This is a genomic window from Shimia sp. Alg240-R146 (genome assembly GCF_947331465.1).
In the GTDB taxonomy this organism is placed as follows: Bacteria; Pseudomonadota; Alphaproteobacteria; order Rhodobacterales; family Rhodobacteraceae; genus Shimia.
On sequence record NZ_CAMZOK010000002.1, the window covers coordinates 909,630 to 929,817 of the forward strand.

The 20,188-nt window shown below is 55.7% G+C and carries 18 protein-coding genes and 1 tRNA gene; 12 read left to right on the forward strand and 7 right to left on the reverse strand.

What is annotated here, in order from left to right:
- Nucleotides 1-30: 30 nt before the first annotated feature.
- The 8 genes from PG871_RS13695 to PG871_RS13730 all read left to right on the forward strand — a co-directional run bounded on the left by PG871_RS13695 (nucleotide 31) and on the right by PG871_RS13730 (nucleotide 8,726).
- Complete coding sequence (locus tag PG871_RS13695) at nucleotides 31-1,452, forward strand: cryptochrome/photolyase family protein (protein WP_270730181.1); 1,422 nt, start codon at nucleotides 31-33, stop codon at nucleotides 1,450-1,452.
- 67 nt (nucleotides 1,453-1,519) lie between these two features.
- Complete coding sequence (locus PG871_RS13700; protein ID WP_270730182.1) at nucleotides 1,520-2,728, forward strand: SAM-dependent methyltransferase; 1,209 nt, start codon at nucleotides 1,520-1,522, stop codon at nucleotides 2,726-2,728.
- A complete protein-coding gene (locus tag PG871_RS13705; RefSeq protein ID WP_270730183.1) occupies nucleotides 2,728-3,162 on the forward strand; it encodes a TrgA family protein in 435 nt (144 codons plus the stop codon). The genes PG871_RS13700 and PG871_RS13705 overlap by 1 nt, the downstream gene beginning before the upstream one ends.
- Before the next feature lie 3 nt (nucleotides 3,163-3,165).
- Nucleotides 3,166-4,290: an NUDIX domain-containing protein gene (locus PG871_RS13710; protein WP_270730185.1), complete on the forward strand. Its 1,125-nt coding sequence runs from the start codon at nucleotides 3,166-3,168 to the stop codon at nucleotides 4,288-4,290.
- A 57-nt stretch (nucleotides 4,291-4,347) separates the two neighbouring features.
- The gene (locus tag PG871_RS13715) at nucleotides 4,348-5,385 is read left to right on the forward strand and encodes a cysteine synthase A (protein WP_270730186.1); all 1,038 of its coding nucleotides are present in this window, start codon (nucleotides 4,348-4,350) and stop codon (nucleotides 5,383-5,385) included.
- Between the two features lie 15 nt (nucleotides 5,386-5,400).
- Nucleotides 5,401-7,842 carry a DUF3772 domain-containing protein gene (locus tag PG871_RS13720; protein ID WP_270730189.1) on the forward strand — a complete coding sequence of 814 codons (2,442 nt, stop codon included), beginning with the start codon at nucleotides 5,401-5,403 and terminating at the stop codon, nucleotides 7,840-7,842.
- A complete protein-coding gene (locus PG871_RS13725) occupies nucleotides 7,793-8,566 on the forward strand; it encodes an alanyl-tRNA editing protein (protein ID WP_270730190.1) in 774 nt (257 codons plus the stop codon). The genes PG871_RS13720 and PG871_RS13725 overlap by 50 nt, the downstream gene beginning before the upstream one ends.
- Nucleotides 8,567-8,636: 70 nt before the next feature.
- Nucleotides 8,637-8,726 (forward strand) — tRNA-Ser (locus PG871_RS13730).
- 635 nt (nucleotides 8,727-9,361) lie between these two features.
- Here PG871_RS13730 and nqrF read toward each other — a convergent pair.
- Genes nqrF through PG871_RS13760 form a run of 6 tightly spaced genes read right to left on the reverse strand, consistent with a single transcriptional unit; the run spans nucleotide 9,362 to nucleotide 15,199 of the window.
- Nucleotides 9,362-10,585, reverse strand: coding sequence for an NADH:ubiquinone reductase (Na(+)-transporting) subunit F (gene nqrF / locus PG871_RS13735; protein WP_270730193.1), 1,224 nt, complete (start codon nucleotides 10,583-10,585; stop codon nucleotides 9,362-9,364).
- 12 nt (nucleotides 10,586-10,597) lie between these two features.
- The gene (gene nqrE / locus PG871_RS13740; RefSeq protein ID WP_054001268.1) at nucleotides 10,598-11,206 is read right to left on the reverse strand and encodes an NADH:ubiquinone reductase (Na(+)-transporting) subunit E; all 609 of its coding nucleotides are present in this window, start codon (nucleotides 11,204-11,206) and stop codon (nucleotides 10,598-10,600) included.
- The gene (locus PG871_RS13745) at nucleotides 11,206-11,859 is read right to left on the reverse strand and encodes an NADH:ubiquinone reductase (Na(+)-transporting) subunit D (RefSeq protein WP_270730196.1); all 654 of its coding nucleotides are present in this window, start codon (nucleotides 11,857-11,859) and stop codon (nucleotides 11,206-11,208) included. The genes nqrE and PG871_RS13745 overlap by 1 nt, the downstream gene beginning before the upstream one ends.
- On the reverse strand, nucleotides 11,859-12,668 hold the full coding sequence (locus PG871_RS13750) for a Na(+)-translocating NADH-quinone reductase subunit C (protein ID WP_270730197.1): 810 nt from the start codon (nucleotides 12,666-12,668) through the stop codon (nucleotides 11,859-11,861). The genes PG871_RS13745 and PG871_RS13750 overlap by 1 nt, the downstream gene beginning before the upstream one ends.
- Nucleotides 12,661-13,860 carry an NADH:ubiquinone reductase (Na(+)-transporting) subunit B gene (locus tag PG871_RS13755; RefSeq protein WP_054001271.1) on the reverse strand — a complete coding sequence of 400 codons (1,200 nt, stop codon included), beginning with the start codon at nucleotides 13,858-13,860 and terminating at the stop codon, nucleotides 12,661-12,663. Before PG871_RS13755 ends, PG871_RS13750 begins: the two co-directional genes overlap by 8 nt.
- Nucleotide 13,861: 1 nt before the next feature.
- On the reverse strand, nucleotides 13,862-15,199 hold the full coding sequence (locus PG871_RS13760) for a Na(+)-translocating NADH-quinone reductase subunit A (RefSeq protein ID WP_270730200.1): 1,338 nt from the start codon (nucleotides 15,197-15,199) through the stop codon (nucleotides 13,862-13,864).
- Between the two features lie 221 nt (nucleotides 15,200-15,420).
- Between PG871_RS13760 and PG871_RS13765 the strand changes: the two genes are divergently transcribed.
- The 3 genes from PG871_RS13765 to PG871_RS13775 all read left to right on the forward strand — a co-directional run bounded on the left by PG871_RS13765 (nucleotide 15,421) and on the right by PG871_RS13775 (nucleotide 17,495).
- Entirely contained in the window at nucleotides 15,421-16,440 is a 1,020-nt protein-coding gene (locus tag PG871_RS13765; RefSeq protein WP_270730202.1) for an FAD:protein FMN transferase, read from the forward strand.
- A 13-nt stretch (nucleotides 16,441-16,453) separates the two neighbouring features.
- Entirely contained in the window at nucleotides 16,454-16,693 is a 240-nt protein-coding gene (gene nqrM / locus PG871_RS13770; RefSeq protein ID WP_270730203.1) for a (Na+)-NQR maturation NqrM, read from the forward strand.
- A gap of 280 nt (nucleotides 16,694-16,973) precedes the next feature.
- Nucleotides 16,974-17,495: a CBS domain-containing protein gene (locus PG871_RS13775; RefSeq protein ID WP_270730204.1), complete on the forward strand. Its 522-nt coding sequence runs from the start codon at nucleotides 16,974-16,976 to the stop codon at nucleotides 17,493-17,495.
- A 42-nt stretch (nucleotides 17,496-17,537) separates the two neighbouring features.
- Here the strand turns inward: PG871_RS13775 and PG871_RS13780 are convergent, their stop codons facing one another.
- The gene (locus PG871_RS13780) at nucleotides 17,538-18,650 is read right to left on the reverse strand and encodes a CaiB/BaiF CoA transferase family protein (protein WP_270730206.1); all 1,113 of its coding nucleotides are present in this window, start codon (nucleotides 18,648-18,650) and stop codon (nucleotides 17,538-17,540) included.
- Nucleotides 18,651-18,925: 275 nt separating this feature from the next.
- Between PG871_RS13780 and PG871_RS13785 the strand changes: the two genes are divergently transcribed.
- Nucleotides 18,926-20,140: an acyl-CoA dehydrogenase gene (locus PG871_RS13785; protein ID WP_270730207.1), complete on the forward strand. Its 1,215-nt coding sequence runs from the start codon at nucleotides 18,926-18,928 to the stop codon at nucleotides 20,138-20,140.
- Nucleotides 20,141-20,188 lie beyond the last annotated feature (48 nt).

Here is a 20,188-nt window from a genome sequence, read left to right on the forward strand (position 1 = left end):
TCTCGTAGTTGATTAAAACACGAGGAAACCATGAGTATTTTGCCCTCATCGATATACTGGATCAGGCGGGATTTCCGTCTTACCGACAATGCTGCGTTGGTGGCCGCAGCGCAGCGCGGGGCGGTTGTGCCGGTGTTTGTCTGCGATGCGCAGGTTGATGGGCTAGGGGCCGCTCCTAAGTTTCGTCTTGAGTTGGCGATTGAAGCGTTTGCAAAGCTCTTGGAAGCACTGGGCAGTCAGCTGATTTTGCGGTGTGGAAATGCGCTGGATGTGTTGCGCGATGTCGCAAAGGAAGTCGACGCGTCGGCGGTCTTTTGGAACCGGCTTTACGATCCGGCTTCGGTGGCGCGTGACACGGGAGTCAAAGCGGCCCTGAAGGAAGACGGGCTTGAGGTCGAAAGTTTTCAAGGTGCGCTTCTGTTTGAGCCCTGGACGGTAAAGACAAAGACTGACGGGCCCTATCGTGTCTACACGCCGTTTTGGAAGGCGGTGCGCGGAACGCCGGTTCCGGAGGCCTTGAAAGCACCAAGTGAGCTTCGCCCGCCAAGCGATTGGCCAAAAACCGAACGGTTTGACGATTGGGCGCTGTCATCCGCGATGCGCAGAGGTGCTGCTGTCGTGCGGCCACACGTGCGGATCGGCGAGGACGCCGCGCAGGACAGGCTTGCTAGGTTCTGTGAGGATCTCATTGCGGACTACAAGGCGCGCAGGGATTGGCTCGACGCGGAGGCGACGTCGGAGCTTTCTGATGCCCTGAGCCTGGGCGAAATAAGCCCCGCACAGTGTTGGTATGCCGGGCGGCGAAGCATGCAAGAAGGCGCTGCGGGTGCAGAGCATTTTCTGAAAGAAGTGGTCTGGCGAGAATTCGCATGGCACCTGATGTGGCATTATCCGGAAATCGACACCAAGAACTGGCGGACGGAATGGGACGGGTTTTCGTGGATCGAGGATGAGAGCCACCCGCATTTTTTGGCGTGGTGCCAGGGGCGCACCGGTCAGAAGCTCGTCGATGCCGCGATGCGCGAGCTGTATGTTACCGGTAAGATGCACAACCGCGCGCGAATGATAGCCGCAAGCTATCTTACGAAACATCTGGGCATTCATTGGCGGCTTGGAATGCGCTGGTTTGAGGAATGTCTGGTGGATTGGGACCCGGCTTCAAATGCCATGGGATGGCAATGGGTGGCCGGCTCTGGTCCGGACGCAGCGCCGTATTTCCGGATCTATAACCCGGAAACGCAAACGGAAAAGTTTGATCCGCAGGGGCGGTATTTGGCCAAATGGCTGCCTGATGAGGTGTTTGGTGTGAGTGACACAGCAAAAAAATTTTATGATGCAATTCCAGTATCTTGGGGTCTGTCTTTAAATGACAAATCGCCTGAACCGCTAGTGGCCTTGGCTGGAGGTCGCGCGCGTGCACTGGCCGCGTACGAAAGCTTTAAATCCCAATAACTTCTTGCTCTGAGTGGTTGTCACCGCCTAGCCTGACTCCCACGACGCCAACCACAGGGAGATTTGGATGGTCCTGACTACGACAAAGGATGAGAACGGCCTGCCACGGTATTTTACAGCGGTTTTTGATATCGCAAAAAACGCCAACATGGGACGCATTGATTTTGTTTTGTCAGATGGGCGCGTTTTTCGCGCCGAAGGAACACAACCCGGGCCGGTTTGTGAAATGCATGTGCATAATGGCGATACGTTTGCGCGGCTGATGCGGGAAGGTGAGCTTGGGTTCTGTGAGGCGTATCTGGACGGCTGGTGGAGCACACCGGATCTGCAAGCGTTTTGCGACTTTTTGCGATCTGACAACGATGATGTCTATGACGGGTTTCCGGGGATGGCATTTGTGCGCTTTTATGAGCGGATGCGCCATTGGATGAACCGAAATTCCCGCGCACAAGCAAAGAAGAACATCTCCTATCACTATGATTTGGGGAATGAATTTTACGGTCTGTGGTTGGATGAAACCATGACGTATTCCTCGGCAATCTTTGACAGCGGTCAAGAAAGTATGGAAGCCGCGCAAACTGCCAAATATGCTTCGATGGTGGATCAAATGGGCGTCAAACCCGGGGATCATGTGCTGGAAATCGGGTGCGGCTGGGGCGGGTTTGCGGAATATGCCGCCAAGGAACGCGGATTGCGGGTGACCGGATTGACGATTTCCGAAGAACAGCTGAAGTTTGCGCAGGAACGGATTGAAAAGGCAGGCATTTCTGATCTCGTTGAATTCAAGCTGCAAGATTACCGCGACGAAACCGCAACGTATGACGGGATCGCCAGCATCGAGATGTTTGAGGCAGTGGGTGAAAAATACTGGCCGGTGTATTTTGACACGGTGCGAGAGCGATTGAAGCCGGGCAGGAATGCCACGTTGCAAATCATCACCATTGCCAACAAGCGCTTTGAGACTTACCGGAAAAACGTTGATTTCATTCAAAAATACATTTTCCCGGGAGGCATGTTACCTAGCCCGGAAGCTCTGCGCCGTGAAGTCGAACGAGCGGGGCTTGTGGTCGAAAGATCTGTCGAGTTTGGGGAGAGTTACAGTCAGACCTTGCGGCGATGGTTTGACACCTTCAACGCAAGATGGGATCAGATTCAGCCGCTGGGATTTGACACTCGGTTCCGTCGGATGTGGAATTTTTATCTGACCTCTTGTGCTGCGGCGTTTCACAGTGGAAGCTGCGACGTAACTCAAATCACCATATCAAGACCCAACTGATGCCCACAGCAAACAAACTGGTCGCCGCACTATGTCTCGCCATCATCGGCGCGCTGGGGGCAGAACTTGTAAAACCACAACTGCCGGAAGGGTTTAACCCTGGCGCCATGACCTTGGTCGCGGCGGCTGTTGGCTTGTGTGTCGGGTGGGTCATCATGGGACCCAAGGCTCACCGTGCCGGGCCAATCAACAACGGAATCACCGGCATTGTCGCATTGGTGTTTGTCGAACTTCTGGTGTTTGGCAGTTATGAGATGCTGCAACGTGCGCTCAAGCGGCACTACACAGAACCTATTGAAGCAATTGAGCAAATTGTTGCGATTTCAATTGAGTATGGCGCGTATCTGACCCATCCCGTGATCCTTGTTATGTTTGCAATCGGGGCTTTTGTGTCAGGGTTTCTGACCGATTATGCGCGGCGGCGCTGGGGGTAATTTATGTCCGATCTGTTTGTGTACGGCACGCTTCGGCATGTGCCGCTTTTGGCAGTTGTGCTTGGACGGGAGGCTGCGGCGATTGACATGTCGACAGCTCAGCTCTCGGGTCATGTGGTGCACAGCGTGCGGGGGGAGGATTTTCCGTTTCTGGCGGAAGGTGATGGCGTTGCTGAGGGGCTTTTGCTGCGCGGATTGTCCGACACGGACGTTGCCCGGCTCGATTTTTACGAAGGCGGGTATGACTATGCGCTGATTCCTGTGAGCGTGGAGTCCGAAAAAGGGGCTGAGGACGCGCAGGTGTATGTCAGCGATGCCGTTGCGTGGGTTCCTGAGGGCCTGTGGTCGCTGGCGGATTGGTCTGCCGCGCATGGGATTTTCACTGTGCATAAGGCGCGAGAAGAAATGAGTTATTTCGGCAGCCGCAGCCGCGATGAGGTTGACCGGTTGCTGCCGACCATCAAGGCGCGGGCGAGTGCAAAAGTTATAGCAGGCTCGCAGGAGGTTTTGCACAATCCCAGCCAGCTGAGCTTGAGCGATGTGCGTGTGAGCAAGCTCGAACGGCCCTATGCAAGCTTTTTCTCCATGGAAGAATATGAGCTTAGCTTTCGTCGCTATGACGGCACGATGTCGGATACTGTAAAACGTGCGGTTTTCATGGGGACGGACGCAGCGCTGGTTTTGCCTTATGACCCGGTGCGGGATCGCGTGATGCTTGTGGAGCAATTCCGGCTCGGGCCGACAGCTCGAGAAGACAACAAGCCATGGCAACTGGAGCCGATTGCCGGCCGAGTGGACGGCGGCGAAACGCCCGAGCAGACAGCGCACCGTGAGGCACAAGAAGAAGCGGGACTTAGTTTGCAACGTCTTGAAGAGGTTGGAAAATGTTATGCCTCTCCGGGGGGATGCACGGAGTATTTCCACATCTATCTTGGGGTTGCGGACCTGCCGGATGACGTGGTTGGCGTATCCGGTCTTGAGGCGGAGGCCGAGGATATCCGGTCCTATCTTTATTCCTTTGACGAGGTGATGGATTTGGTGGACCGTCAGGCGTTGGATAACGCGCCGCTGATTTTGGCATTGCTTTGGCTTTCACGTCACCGAGAGCGCGTGCGCGCTGCCGCTTGAGTTTGCCGTTGCGCTTGCCTACACAGAATAGCGAACACAAGAAAAGGACGACCCGAGATGCACATTGCGCGTGATCTGGCCCAAGCGATTGGCAATACCCCTCTGATCCGGCTCAACAAGGTGAGTGAAGCGACGGGTTGTGACATTTACGGCAAGGCCGAGTTCATGAACCCGGGCCAGTCGGTCAAGGATCGTGCGGCGCTTTATATCATCAAGGATGCGATTGCGCGGGGGGATCTGAAACCCGGTGGCACCATCGTTGAAGGCACCGCAGGCAACACCGGCATCGGCCTTGCACTGGTTGGGGCGTCGATGGGTTTCAAAACCGTGATTGTGATTCCTGAAACGCAAAGTCAGGAAAAGAAAGACATGCTGCGGCTGGCGGGGGCTGAGCTTGTTCAGGTTCCGGCGGCGCCATATCGCAACCCCAACAACTATGTGCGGTATTCGGGACGTCTCGCGGCGGAACTGGCCAAGACCGAGCCGAACGGAGCGATCTGGGCCAACCAGTTTGACAACGTTGCCAACCGTCAGGCGCACGTAGAAACCACTGGCCCCGAGATTTGGGAGCAAACCGGCGGCAATGTGGATGGTTTCACCTGTGCGGTGGGGTCTGGTGGCACGTTGGCCGGTGTGGCCGAGGCCTTGCAGTCCAAGGGCGTAAAGATCGGTCTCGCGGATCCGATGGGCGCGGCGCTTTATAATTTTTACAAGAACGGTGAGCTGAAATCCGAAGGCGGATCGATCACCGAAGGCATTGGTCAGGGCCGCATCACAGCCAACTTGGAAGGGTTCACGCCCGACATGAATTTCCAGATTTCGGACGAAGAAGCACTGCCTTATGTGTTTGATCTTCTTGAAGAAGAAGGTCTATGCCTTGGCGGGTCGTCCGGTATCAATGTGGCGGGTGCCGTGCGCATGGCCAAAGAAATGGGGCCGGGCAATACCATTGTGACGATCCTGTGCGACTATGGCACACGGTATCAGTCCAAGCTGTTCAATCCTGCGTTCCTGCGGGAAAAAGGATTGCCAACGCCGGATTGGCTGGGCGAGAATGGACCGTCTAGCATTCCGGGCGTTTTTGAGGACGTCTGACACGCGAGGGGCTTTATGATAGCCATGATGCGTTTGGCCGCAGCGATTGCGGTGATATTCACATTGTCGGTGGCGGCTGTTTTTTCGCAGGAAACGCCACCGGACTATGAAGAATGGCAGCGCGTGGTGAGCCGCGCGCAAGAAGCGATCGATAACAACCGCGCCTCTGAAGCGGCAATGGACGCGCTGCGGTCGCAGCTTGATGTCTGGCGGGATTCGTTCAGTGCGGAAGGCGGCAAACGACGGGTCTCTGTCGACACGGTACAAGCGCAGCTGGCCAGTTTGGGACCGGTACCGGAGGGCGGGGAGCCTGACGATGTCGCGCAGGAACGGGATCTCTTGCAAAAGCGGCTCTCGATGGAGCGGTCACCGTCAATAAGAGCGGAGTTGGCACAAGCAGAGGCCAGCGAGTTGATCCGGTCAATCGACATGCTGATGCGGGACCGGCAGACGGATCTGTTGCTCGCGCCGGGACCTTGGCCTCTAAATCCCGCGATCTGGGGCGAGGCTTGGACAGATGTGATGCGTTCGTTCCGGCTTATTGGGCTGGAACTTGTGACAAGCTGGGTGCACGAAACCAGCAGCAATGACCTTGGGCAGTCTTTGCCGTTGTCGATTATTTACCTGGCTATTGGCGGCTTGCTGCTTGTTCGGGGAAGCCGTTGGGTGCGCGCCTCGCTGCAGCGAATGCTGGCGGCGCGCGAGGTGATATCAGCCAGACGCTGGGTGATGATGTTTGTGTTGTCCTTTGGTCAGGTGGTGCTGCCCATGTTGGGCGTATTCGCCCTTACCAAAGCGTTCTATGCGACAGATCTGCCTGGCTTGAGGGGCGATATTGTCCTGTCAAACCTGCCGCTTCTGACGTTTCAGATACTTGTGGCGAAGTGGCTGGGTGAGCGGATTTTCTCACGCCATGAAGACCCGCTGTTGCTGGTGATGCTGACCCCGGCTGAAAAGCTACAAGGGCGCAGGGCCTTGTCTGCGCTCGGAATTTTTCTAGCAGCGAATACGTTGGCTGCCGAACTGGCGCGATATGACAACTGGCAACTCAGCACACAAGCGGTTGTGTTCTTTCTTATGGCGGTTTTGGGGGCCATTTGTCTGGCCGTGCTTGGTCGGCTTATTTCGCGTCATGGTCAGTTTATGGCGTCTCCGGATGAGGCACCAAACACAACGGTTGGTCTTATCGTTGTGTTTCTGGCGCGGTTTATGTTGGCGGCAGCTGCGATCAGCATTGTGCTTGGGTTGTTCGGGTTAACGCGGGCCGGCGGATTTTTGGCGTTTTCTACCAGCAAAACCGTGTTGTTGATTGGGTTTTTGCTCGTTGTCCAACGGTTGATTCAAAAAATCTTTGCAGCGCTTGTGGGGCGTGATGACGACCAGTCCTCACTTGCGGCTGTTTTGCTCGGGGTTGCCCTTGTGGTGGCGGCTTTGCCGGTTCTGGCGCTTTTTTGGGGTGTTCGGGTTGTCGACCTACAGGAGATAGGCAGCAAGCTGGGGGACGGTTTGAAAATCGGTGATATGACGTTGTCACCTCGAACCGTGCTGGTATTTTTGCTGGTCTATTTCGTTGGTCACGCACTGACTCGTCTTGCGCAAAGTATGATGCGGGACAGCATCCTGCCCAAAACCAAACTTGATCCCGGTGGTCAGAACGCTGTGGTTGTTGGTGCGGGGTATGTTGGGATCTTCTTGGCGGCCCTAATCGCTATGAACGTGGCCGGACTTGAGCTTGGCAATGTCGCGTTGTTTGCCGGGGCTTTGTCGGTCGGCATTGGCTTTGGTTTGCAGACCATCGTGTCCAATTTTGTCAGTGGCATCATTCTGTTGATTGAGCGGCCTATCACCGAAGGCGATTGGATCGAAGTTGGAGGACAGATGGGGTACGTGCGCGACATTTCGGTGCGCGCGACGCGAATTGAGACTTTTGATCGCACGGACGTTGTGGTGCCCAATTCGGATTTCATCTCCGGAACTGTCACCAATTATACGCGCGGCAATACGGTAGGTCGCGTTATTGTGCCTGTCGGCGTTGCTTATGGCACCGACACCAAACGGGTGGAGCAGGTTCTGCGAGAGATTGCGGAGGCGCACCCGATGGTATTGGCGAATCCGGCACCGGGAATCGTGTTTCAAGGCTTTGGGGCGGATTCCTTAGACTTTGAGATCCGGGCCATCTTGCGTGATGTGAATTGGGTTTTGTCAGTCAAATCAGACATGAATCATGAAATAGCCCGTCGGTTTGGTGAAGAGGGCATCGAGATTCCGTTTGCGCAGCGCGACCTGTGGCTGCGAAATCCGGAAGTGTTGCCTGGCGCTGAGAATTTTGCCGGATCCTCGCGGCATAATTTCGTCAAAGAAAATGTTAGGCCAGAGCAAAAGACTGTGCCCTCTGGCGAGACCAGCCATGTTTTGGACGACGGTGATTTTGAAGGAGAGTCCGGTGAAGAACACTGAGCTGTTGTTTCGAGAAGATGCGTATTTGAAAGAAACCGACGGCGCCGTGATTGCCCACACACCGGAAGGTGGCATCGTGTTGGATCAGACGATGTTTTACGCCACTGGTGGCGGGCAGCCGGGTGACAGCGGCATTCTAGCGTGGGGGGATCAATCGCTGGAGATTGCAACGACTGTGAAAACCCCTGACGGGGATATTGTATTGGTGCCAGCTGAGCCATCGGCCTTGCCTCCAATCGGGACGATTGTGGTGCAGCGGCTGGATTGGGGTCGACGATACGGGCATATGCGTGTGCACACTGCGTTGCATCTGTTGTCTGTGGTCATTCCCCTGCCTGTGACAGGTGGGTCCATCAGCGCCGAAAAAGGCCGGCTGGACTTTGACATGCCTGAGGCACCGGAAGACAAAGAGGTTTTGGCGGATCAGTTGAACGCGCTGATTTCTCAGGGCCTGGCGGTGGGTGAGCAATGGATTTCAGACGCTGAACTTGAGGCGAATCCCGGTTTGGTGAAAACCATGTCAGTGCAGCCGCCCAAAGGGGCCGGGCAGGTGCGTCTGGTTCGGATCGGCGAGGGCGACGATCAAGTGGACCTGCAGCCCTGTGGCGGGACACATGTCGCCAACACCGCAGAAATTGGCCGTGTAAGGATCGGAAAAATAGAGAAAAAGGGCCGGCAGAACCGGCGTGTCTATCTCCATTTGGACGATGGGCCGGCCGGGTAAAAAAATCCCGGGGTTCTTCTTATTTTGCCTCTTGCAGCCGCCTATCGTTTGGCGTTAGAACCCGCGGAACGGACAGGTGGCCGAGTGGTCGAAGGCGCACGCCTGGAAAGTGTGTAGGCGGGAGACCGTCTCCAGGGTTCGAATCCCTGTCTGTCCGCCATTTCACTTTGTCTTGAATGATACGGGCTATCATGTGCCCCCCCCCAAAGTTTGTTTTCTAGTAAAATCACAATACAACTTTGACTGAAATTCACTGAATTCTGGCTTCAACAATAAATTTTTGTGGGGCGCTTTTCCTTACTTCGGGTGTGTTACACATCTTTCTCTGAGGAAAAAAATGAATAGACTTTTGATTGGATTTGCCGCCGTAACGTCGATAGCGGGTTGCTCGGTTTCAGTGCCCGTGAGTGGGTATATCGGAGATGACCGCGCGTTGGGTCAAGCTACGGCTACAACAAGTGGGCCAGGAACCTTCGAAGCTTATACCGTTGATGGTTTAAAGTGTTTCGGAACATACGATGACAACAGCACGGCACCGACACTCTCCACGAAGATTGAGTGTAATGATGGTAGGACTGGAGTTCTGTTAATCACGAGAACTCAGCAACTGACGTCCGGTACTGCTGTGGGGAAGCTTAGCGATGGTACATTGGGCCAGTTTGTGTTTGGCGACATAACTTTTTCACAGGCCTTCGACAACGGCACCGATCGCATCAGGTGAATGTGATATAAGAAGAAATAGAAAAAAGCCCCGCCGGTTGGCGGGGCCTTTTGTTTTGGTGGTGGTATTTCGGATCAACCGCCGAAATCATCCAGCATGATGTCTTCGCGATCCACGCCCAGATCCAGAAGCATGTTGATCACGGATTGGTTCATGATGGGCGGGCCACACATGTAGAATTCGCAATCTTCAGGGGCAGGGTGGTTCTTGAGGTATTCCTCAAACAGGACGTTGTGGATGAAGCCTGTGTAGCCGTCCCAATCGTCCTCGGGCATCGCATCCGACAGGGCGACGTGCCAGTCGAAGTTGTCGAAGTCCTTGGCCAGACCATCGAAATCTTCGACAAAGAACATTTCACGTTTGGAGCGCGCGCCGTACCAGAAGCTGATCTTGCGATCGCGGTTTTCCAGACGCTTGAGTTGGTCAAAGATGTGGCTCCGCATGGGGGCCATGCCCGCACCGCCGCCGATAAAGACCATCTCTTTTTGCGTATCCCGCGCAAAGAATTCACCAAACGGACCCGAGATCGTCACCTTGTCACCCGGCTTGAGGTTAAAGATATAGGACGACATCAGACCCGGAGGGATGCCTTCGCTGCCCGGAGGCGGGGAGGCAACGCGGACGTTGAGCATAATCATGCCGCGCTCTTCAGGATAGTTGGCCATCGAATAGGCGCGCTCTACGGGCTCTGCGACAACCGATTCATACTGCCACAGGTTAAACTTGTCCCAATCTTCGCGGTACTCGTCTTCGACGTCGAAGTCGGTGTATTTCAGTTTGTGCGCGGGCGCCTCAATCTGGATGTAGCCACCGGCACGGAAATTCACATCTTCGCCTTCTGGCAGGTCCAGAATGAGCGACTTGATGAAGGTTGCGACGTTTTCGTTGGAGCGCACGGTGCACTCCCACTTTTTGACGCCAAAGACTTCTTCGGGGACTTCGATGTCCATGTCTTGCTTGACCGCCACCTGACACGACAAGCGGTCGCCACAGGAGGCCTCACGCTTGGTGATGTGGCTTTCTTCGGTCGGCAGAATAGATCCGCCGCCCGCGTGAATGCGCACGCGACATTGGGCGCAGGTGCCGCCGCCGCCGCAAGCGGATGGGACGAAGAGTTTCTGTTCGGCCAGAGTTTGCAACAGCTTGCCGCCGGCAGGAACAGAGATCGTCTTTTCACCGTTGATGGTGATGTTGACGTTGCCGGTTGATACCAGCCGAGAACGCGCCACCAAAATGATCGAGACAAGTGCCAGAACAATCAGGGTAAAGAGGACGACGCCGAGTGTAAAAGTTTCCATCTGTGCCGCCCCTCAGAGTTTCACGCCGGAGAAGGACATGAAGGCCAATGCCATCAGACCCGCGGTGATGAAGGTAATGCCGAGACCCTGAAGGCCGTCGGGAATGTCGGAGTATTTCAGCTTTTCGCGCACACCGGCCATTGCGGTGATTGCAAGTGCCCAGCCAAAGCCACCAGCGAGACCGTATGTGGTCGCCTCGGCAAAGTTGTAGTCGCGTTCCACCATGAAGAGCGAGCCACCCAAGATGGCGCAGTTCACGGTGATCAGCGGCAAGAACACACCCAGCGCATTGTAGAGCGGCGGGAAGAACTTATCGAGCACCATTTCAAGGATCTGCACCATCGCCGCGATCACGCCGATGTAGCAGATCAGACCCAGGAAGGTCAGATCAACATCGGGAAATCCGGCCCAAGCCAGCGCGCCGGGCGCCAGCAGGTAAGACAGCAAGAGGTTGTTGGTCGGCACGGTGATGGCTTGCACAAGCATCACCGAAATACCCAGACCCAACGCGGTGGAGATCTTCTTGGACACGGCGATAAAGGTACACATGCCAAGGAAGAACGACAGCGCGAGGTTTTCAACAAAGATGGCCTTTACGGCCAGAGAGAGAAGCCCTTCCATCAGTGGCCCTCCACAACTTGAATTTTATATTCCCGTTCTTCGACCTGGCCGGGTTTCCAGCTGCGTACAGCCCAGATCAGAAGCCCGATAATGAAGAACGCCGAGGGTGGCAGCAGCAGCATGCCGTTAGGCACGTACCAGCCACCGTTGTTCACGGTTGGCAGAATGGTGAAGCCAAACAATGTGCCTGCGCCAAAGAGTTCGCGGATAAAGCCAACGGTCAGCAGCAGAGCGCCATAGCCAAGGCCGTTGCCAACCCCGTCGACAAAGCTGTCGATCGGCGGGTTTTTCATGGCGAAGGCTTCGGCGCGGCCCATCACGATACAGTTGGTGATGATCAGGCCAACAAACACCGACAGCGTTTTGGACACCTCGTAGGCATACGCCTTGAGCACCTGATCCACGATGATCACCAACGATGCGATGATCACCATTTGCACGATGATCCGGATTGAGCCGGGGATTTGGTTTCGCAGCACCGAGATGAACATCGAGCTAAAGCCGGTCACTGCGGTCACGGCAAGGGCCATCACCATCGAAACTTCCAGCGAGGAGGTCACCGCGAGGGCAGAGCAGATGCCCAGCACCTGAAGTGTGATCGGGTTGTTGTCGACCAACGGGTCGATCAGAAGGTCTCTCTTGGTCTGGGCCATCAGATCTCTCCCGCTTTGAGGTTTTCAAGGAAGGGGGCAAAACCGGCTTCGCCCATCCAGAAGCGCACGAGGTTGTCCACGCCGACCGAGGTCAGTGTGGCACCTGCCAACGCGTCGACGTGGTGATCGGCGCCCGCAGGCGGCGCGGATTTGGCAACCGTGATTTGCAAAGTGCCGTCATCGTCAGCCAGCTTCTTGCCGTTCCACTGTGCTTTCCAGCGTGGGTTGTCGATTTCGGCACCCAGACCCGGTGTTTCACCGTGGTCATAAAACTGCAGTCCGAAGATGTCGTTGCCGTTCTCTTCGAGTGCGATGAAGCCATAGAGCGTCGACCAAAGACCGTAGCCATGGATTGGCAGGATAACCTTGTCCAAAGAGCCATCATCGTTGCGCAGCAAATAGACTGTGACGAATTGGGCCTGACGACCAATGCCTGCCGGATCATTTGTCAGACGCACCGACAATTCCGGATCAGATGCGGCTGCGCGATCGTCAAAGCTGGCCGCGTCAAAGGCGTCGGTGAACATACCGGTTTCAAGTTCAAGAACCTGTGGTTCAAAAACCGAGAAACCTTCGATCACGTCCATGCCATCTTCATAGAGGCCGGCAACTTGCAGAACGTTGGCCTGCTTGTCTTTGAGCTTGTTTTGCTCTTGCAGGGGACGCAGGGCCACAGATGTGGCCGACACGATCATAGACGCCACAAGGCACAGCGTTACTGCAATGAAGATCGTCTTGCCGACGCTGTCGGGCGGAGCAGCCAGAAAGCGGGCGATTGGACCCTTGTTTTGATTGGGAACATCAGACATGGCGACGCGCCCTCCGTTTGATGTTGGCTTGAACGACGAAGTAGTCGATCAGAGGCGCAAAGACGTTGCCGAACAAGATTGCGAGCATCATGCCTTCGGGGAAGGCGGGGTTCAGCACGCGTATCATTACAACCATGAAGCCAATCAAGGCCCCGTAGATGTAGCGCCCAACGTTGGTGTGGCTGGCGGATACCGGTTCGGTGACCATGAACACGAGACCAAAGGCGAAACCGCCGACCACGAAGTGCCAATACCAAGGCATGGCAAACATCGGGTTGGTGTCAGAGCCAATGAGGTTGAGCAGCAGCGAAAAGCCGATCATGCCGCCCATACAGCCGACCACAAGGCGCCAGTTGGCGATCTTGGTGATTAGCAGGAAAGCGAGACCAATCAGACAGGCCAGTGCGGAAACTTCGCCGATAGAGCCCTGTACGGTGCCGACAAAGCTGTTCATCCAGTTCATGCCGTTCGCGGCAAGTTCCTGATAGCCTTGCGACGCGCCAATCGACAGCGCGGTTGCGCCTGAGAAGCCATCAACCGGCGTCCAGATGGTGTCGCCCGACATATTGGCGGGATAGGCAAAGTAGAGGAACGCGCGGCCGGTGAGGGCGGGGTTCAGGAAGTTTTTGCCTGTGCCGCCAAAAACTTCTTTGCCGATCACAACGCCAAAGGAAATGCCCAGAGCCACCTGCCACAATGGCGCGGCGGGGGGCATGATCAAGGCAAACAGCATCGAGGTCACAAGGAAGCCTTCGTTGACTTCATGGCCGCGTACCGTGGCAAAAAGCACTTCCCAGATGCCGCCCACGACCAGAGTCGTGATATAGATCGGCAGGAAATAGAGCAGCCCGTGGGCAAAGTTTGCCAGCGGGTTTCCGGCGTTGAAGCCGATGCCCAGCGAGGAGATGATCCAAGCGCGCCAGCCGGTCGGGTCAATGGTTTCATAAGCCGAGTTGACCTGAAGGCCGACATTATAAAGCCCCATGATGATACAGGGGATCGTCGCGATCACAACGTAGGTCATGATGCGTTTCATATCGACGTAGGACCGCGCGTGTGGCGCGGCCGTTGTCACGGTCTTGGGCGTGTAGATAAAGCTTTCGACCATCTCATAGATGGGGAACAGCTTTTCGTATTTACCGCCTTTGACGAAGTTTGGCTCGATGCGGTCAAAGAAATTGCGCAACCCCATGTCAGCCCTCCCGTTCAATTTTGGTGAGGCTGTCGCGAAGCGCCATGCCGTATTCATATTTCGCCGGGCAGGCGAAGCCTACGAGGCCAAGGTCTTCTTCGTCCAACTCCAACGCACCCAATTTTTGGGCCTCGTCGGTGTCCATGACAAGAAGGGCGCGTAAAAGCTGTGTTGGCAGGAAATCCTGCGGCATCAGCTCCTCAAAGGTGCCCAGTGGCACCATAGCGCGGCGACCGCCGTTCATGTTCGAGGTCAGTGGGTAGAGTTTCTTGGAAAACGCCGAGCCAAGTACCGGAAGGAACGAGTATTTGGACGGCATCGGGCGGATCCAGCCCATCGGGATCTGTTTGTAATCCTCTTCGATGACGGTCAACTGACGTGCGTAGCGGCCGAGATAAGCCTCGGCTGCGTCTCCGGCCTTGCCACTTAGGATCGAACCGGAAATCAGGCGCACAGGTGCGTCACCGGTTGTGTCGCCTGCGGTCAGATCGGCCATAGAAGCCCCTGTCAACGTGCGCACCAGGCGCGGGTTGGCACAAAGCGGGCCGCACAGAGCAACCACACGGTTTGCATCAACAGTGCCGGTTTCCAGCAAGCGGCCAATGGCGATCACGTCCTGATAGCCGATGGTCCAAACGATTTTGGACGCGGTTGGGGGCTCAAGGAAATGCATGTGCGTGCCAGCAAGGCCGGCGGGATGGCGGCCTTCGAAGGTTGCGACATCAACACCGTCAGAAGACGGCACTTCGGCGCCTTGGGCGTGACAGAGATAGGTCTTGCCACCGCTGAGCGTTGCGATTGCGGCGAGTCCTTTGGCGAATGCATCGCCCGCGTCTGCAATGATCACTGCGGGATCGCCGGCGAGCGGCTCTGTGTCCATCGCATTGACGTAGATCGCCGTGGGTGTTTCATCAGCCGCCGGCACCTTTGAATAAGGTCGCGTGCGGAACGCGCCCCATTGGCCAGCGGCACAAAGGCGCGCCACAAGGCCGTCGCGGGTTGTGATGTCACCGGTAGACGAAAAGTCGACCGGCGCGGCTGCGTCAGCATCAAAGTCGATCTCGATGCTTTGCAATACCCGTCGCGCGCCACGGTTGATAGCTTTGACCCGACCGGAGACCGGGGAGACCACAACGGCCTCGGGCGAATCTTTGTGGGCCATTATAGGCGCGCCGGCGGCGATCACATCGCCTTCGGCCACAGAGATTCGAGGTTTTAATCCAATATAGTCAGAGCCGAGAATCGCCACGGTCTTGACTGCCGGACCTTCGTGTATTCCTTCGCCGGGAGCCCCGGTGACTGGAAGAGTCAGGCCTTTTCGTAGCACGAAATGCTGCACGCCAATGTCATCCTGTCGTTTGGTTGATCAGTAACTGGTTTGATTGCGCCTGCGTATACGACGCTTTTTCCCGTTCAACCAGTCTTATTCAACCGTTTTTACTATTGTTTCTCCGAGAGGAGAGAAATACTGTGCGCCCAAATTCAAACGCGCATCTTTTTTGTCCGGCGTTCCGCCTGTGACAGCGTATTGATGCCACAACCCTGAATGACGTGCCAGCCATGACATCTTTTTCCCGACGCAGTTTTATTTTCATGTCTCTCGCTTTGGCGGCCTGCAAGCGCGGCGCTGCTGATATACTTTTGAGCGGGCAGACGATGGGCACGAATTACACCGTTGTTGCGGTTGATCCGGCCAATTCAGTCAGCAAGGACGCACTGCAGTCCGCGATCAATGCGTCGCTGGCGCAGACGGACAACCAGATGTCGAACTGGAACGCTGGGTCTGAGATTTCAAAGATCAACGCAGCGCGCACTTCGGCTCCGATCGCGGTGTCTGCTGAAATGGCGGAACTGCTGGACGGTGCAAACGCTGTGCATGCGGCAACCGAGGGCCTGTTTGACCTGACCGTTGGTCCTTTGATTGATTTGTGGGGCTTCGGTGCACAAGGCAAACCGGGCCACATGCCGTCTGATGCGGAAATCGAAACCGCCATGACGAAAGTCGGGCAGGGCGATGCTTTGCGTCTGAGTGACGCGGGCCTGAAGAAGCTCAATCCTGAGGCGGAAATGTATCTGTCGGCGATTGGCAAAGGCTATGGCGTGGACCAAATTGGTCAAACCCTTGAGCAATTTGGCGTCGAAAACTACATGGTCGAGATCGGCGGCGATATTCTGACCAAAGGCAAGAATGCTGAAGGCATGGCGTGGCAGATCGCAATCGAATCGCCCGACGCGCTGATGCGTGACGTGCAGAAGATTGTCGGTGTCAGCAATCTCGGCATGGCGACCTCTGGCGACTATCGCAACTACTTTGAGCAAGATGGCCAGCGCTATTCTCACATTATTGATGCGACCACAGGTCGTCCTGTCACCCACAACACCGCGTCGGTGACCGTGTTGGCGGAAAACGCTATGTTGGCGGACGCTTGGGCCACGGGTCTTTTGGCAATGGGCCGTGAACGTGGAATGATCGTTGCCGAAGCCCATGATCTCGCGGTTTTGTTCATTGAACGTGACACGACAAAAACCGAGAAAGCCTTTGTGACCGTCGCGTCGAGCAAGTTCGCGGCCATTACCTAAAGGGGTATCGCTTGTGGAAACCTTTCTGCTGGCCTTTTTCTTTCTACTAATCGTGACGATTGGCATGTCTGTCGGCGTTATCTTTAGCGGACGGACGATCAAAGGCAGTTGCGGTGGACTGAATGCGATTTCCGGGTCGGACAAATGTGTGGTTTGCTCCAAAGACATTGATCCCGACAGCCCGTTGCGCGAGCGACTGCAATGCCCGCGAGCGCGCAAAATGCTTGAACAAATGGATGCGGAAAACTCCTGATTTATCAGGGGTTTTTCTATTTACGCGGTGAGCGGAATCAACGCCACCGTCAACAAACACACCGCAGCAACCCCACCCGTTAGCCACAGCTGCCAACGCGGGCCTTCGTCTTTCCAAACCTTCCGAAAACGATGCCCGGCAAGTACAAAAAGTACAAAGAGGCCAGTGGCCAGCGGTGGCGAAAGCGTGATGTCGGGCAAAAGAAAAATCCCCAAAGGCAAATCTTGCGGTTAAGCTGGTCACATACTTGTTGATCAAGCAGCACGCAAGGAGCCCATTGATGCCCAGTTCTTATCAGGCGCCAAACCGCAATTCCGATGAAAAGTCGCGGACCATGAGCCAGACCACACAAACCAATGTGTCGGCCGAGGCTGTGACGGTCCAAAGGGTTTTGGATCACAAGGGCGGCGATATGTTTGCGATTCGCCCGCAGGATACATTGGGCGAGGCTGTGAAAGTTCTGCGCGACAAACGCATCGGTGCGCTGGTTGTAACTGACGCCAATGGTATGTTGCAGGGCATTCTGTCCGAGCGCGATATCGTGCGCAAACTGGCTGACACTCCGGGACAGACGCTGCCGCAAAAGGTCGAAGATGTCATGACGTCGGAAGTTCAGACCTGCACACCTGATGATTTGCTGGTGTCGGTTTTGAAGCGCATGACCGAAGGCAAATTCCGCCATATGCCGGTGACCTCGGACGTGGGGTTGGCAGGTATGATCACCATTGGAGATTTGGTGAATTATCGTCTGACCGAACTGGAACACGAAGCGCTTCAGCTAAAGCAGCTGATCGTAGGTTAATTTGAAATCAAATACTTAGGCGTCAAAGCGCATCAATGTCGTTCACTTTTCGGTGGACGGCAGCTTGGGGGCTGTTTTGTCCAAAGCAAGGTCGGCATCTGAGAAAACCCAGGGGCCACGGATCCCCGGGACACCATCGGCTTCGTAAACCATGCCGCGTGCTTGAATCTGAGGATTGGTTAGAGCGTCTTCAACGGAATTGATGGGGCCTGCGGGCACTGTGGCCTGTTCCAAAGCTTCCAGAAGGTGCGCGGATGTCCAAAGGGTCGTGGCGGCCTCTATTTGGGTTGTCAGCGCGTCGCGATTGGTGACGCGGGCCTGATTTGTCGCGAAATCAGGATGCGTGCCGAGCGGCGAGATGTTGAGCACATCGCAGGCGCGTTGGAACTGACCATCGTTGCCGACCGCGAGAATGATGTGGCCATCGCGAGTGGGAACCACTTGATAAGGCGTGATATTTGGGTGTGCATTGCCCTTGCGGGTCGGGCTGTCGCCAGTGGCCAAATAATTCATGCCTTGGTTCGCCAGCAAGGCGGTCGCGCAATCCAGCAGAGACATGTCGAGATGCTGCCCACGGCCAGTGCGATGACGTTGCTCGACGGCGGCGAGAATCCCGATCGTGCCATAAAGACCGGTGACAACATCGGTGACCGCCACACCAACTTTTTGAGGTTGCTGGTCTGGCTCGCCGGTGATGGACATCAGCCCGGACATACCTTGGATCATGAAATCATAGCCGGCGCGGTTGGCATATGGTCCTGTCTGGCCAAATCCGGTGATCGAGCAATAAATCAGGCGCGGATTGAGAGCGCTCAGGCTGTCGTAGTCCAATCCGTATTTCCTCAGTCCGCCGACTTTGAAGTTTTCGATCAGGATGTCGGCGTCTTTGATCAGTTCCCGAACGGCGGCTTGGCCTTCGGGCGTGCGAAAATCGGCGATTACTGATGTTTTTCCGCGGTTTGCCGCATAAAAGTAGGCGGCGGTGTGGTCGTCTTCGCGGTCAATGAAAGGAGGCCCCCAGCGGCGGGTGTCGTCGCCTTCGGGCGCCTCGACCTTGGTGACTTCGGCGCCCAGATCCGCCAAAGATTGGCCAACCCATGGACCCGCGAGAATGCGCGCGAGTTCAACAACTTTCAAACCTTCAAGGGGCTTCATATCAGACTTTCAGCTTTCAGATGGTGTTGCGAATGATGTCAGACCTTACCAGATCCTGTTGTAAGGTTTGGCATGTAAGATGTGCGGTGATGCCTAGGTCTTACACAAGTTAAATTTCCCTAGCATCGCCCTCAATTCTGCGCAATAGCTGTGCCTAGCCCTTTCAGACGTAGCGGCAGCTTCGGCTCGGTGTCTTGACCCCAGGGCGGGCCTTGGCACACTGAAATGCAATAACATGTAGTATGCGACACCCAATGTGCGCAAAGGAGACCATCATGGCCAAGGATCTGGCACCTCAATCCAAACCTGATCTTGGGAGCTTCAACTGGGAAGATCCGTTTCTGATCGAAGGCCAGCTTGAAGAGGATGAGCGCATGGTGCGCGATGCGGCCAAGGCGTATTGCGATGAAAAGCTGGCACCGCGTGTCACGACCGCGTTTGAGAACGAAGAAACTGATCCTGAGATCTTTGCTGAGATGGGCGAAATGGGGCTTTTGGGCACCACGATTCCCGAGGAATATGGCGGCATTGGCGCGGGCTATGTGACCTATGGTCTGGTGGCGCGAGAAGTGGAGCGCGTTGACAGTGGGTATCGCTCGATGATGTCGGTGCAGAGCTCATTGGTGATGTATCCGATTTACGCATATGGCTCTGAAGAACAACGCAAAAAGTATCTTCCAAAGTTGGCGTCCGGAGAATGGATTGGCTGTTTCGGATTGACCGAACCGGATGCGGGCTCTGATCCCGGCGGCATGAAAACCAGCGCCAAAAAGGTTGATGGCGGCTATGTGCTAAACGGTGCGAAGATGTGGATTTCCAACGCACCGATTGCAGATGTGTTTGTGGTCTGGGCCAAGTCGGATGCCCATGGCGGCAAGATTCGTGGCTTTGTTTTGGACAAAGGCACCAAGGGGCTGTCCGCGCCAAAGATCATGCGCAAAGCGTCGCTGCGTGCGTCGATCACGGGCGAGATTGTGCTGGACAACGTTACCGTGTCTGAGGACGCACTTTTGCCAAATGTTGAAGGACTTAAGGGGCCCTTTGGCTGTTTGAACCGCGCGCGGTACGGCATTGCCTGGGGCGCGATGGGGGCGGCTGAATATTGCTGGCATGCGTCACGCCAATACGGGCTGGACCGTAAACAATTTGGCAAACCTCTAGCACAGACGCAGTTGTTTCAGCTCAAGCTTGCGAACATGCAGACCGAGATTTCGCTGGGCCTTCAGGCGGCGTTGCGGGTTGGCCGGTTGATGGACGAGGCCAAGGCCGCGCCGGAGATGGTGTCGATCATCAAACGCAACAACTGTGGCAAGGCGTTGGAGATCGCGCGCCATGCGCGGGATATGCATGGTGGCAACGGGATTTCGCTGGAATTTGGGGTGATCCGCCACATGGTCAATCTGGAGACCGTGAACACCTATGAAGGCACGCATGATGTGCATGCGCTTATTCTGGGGCGTGCTCAGACCGGCTTGCAGGCGTTTTTCTAGACGTAAGCATGAGCCTTTCGCCGGGTCGCTTCAGCGACTTTGGCGGGG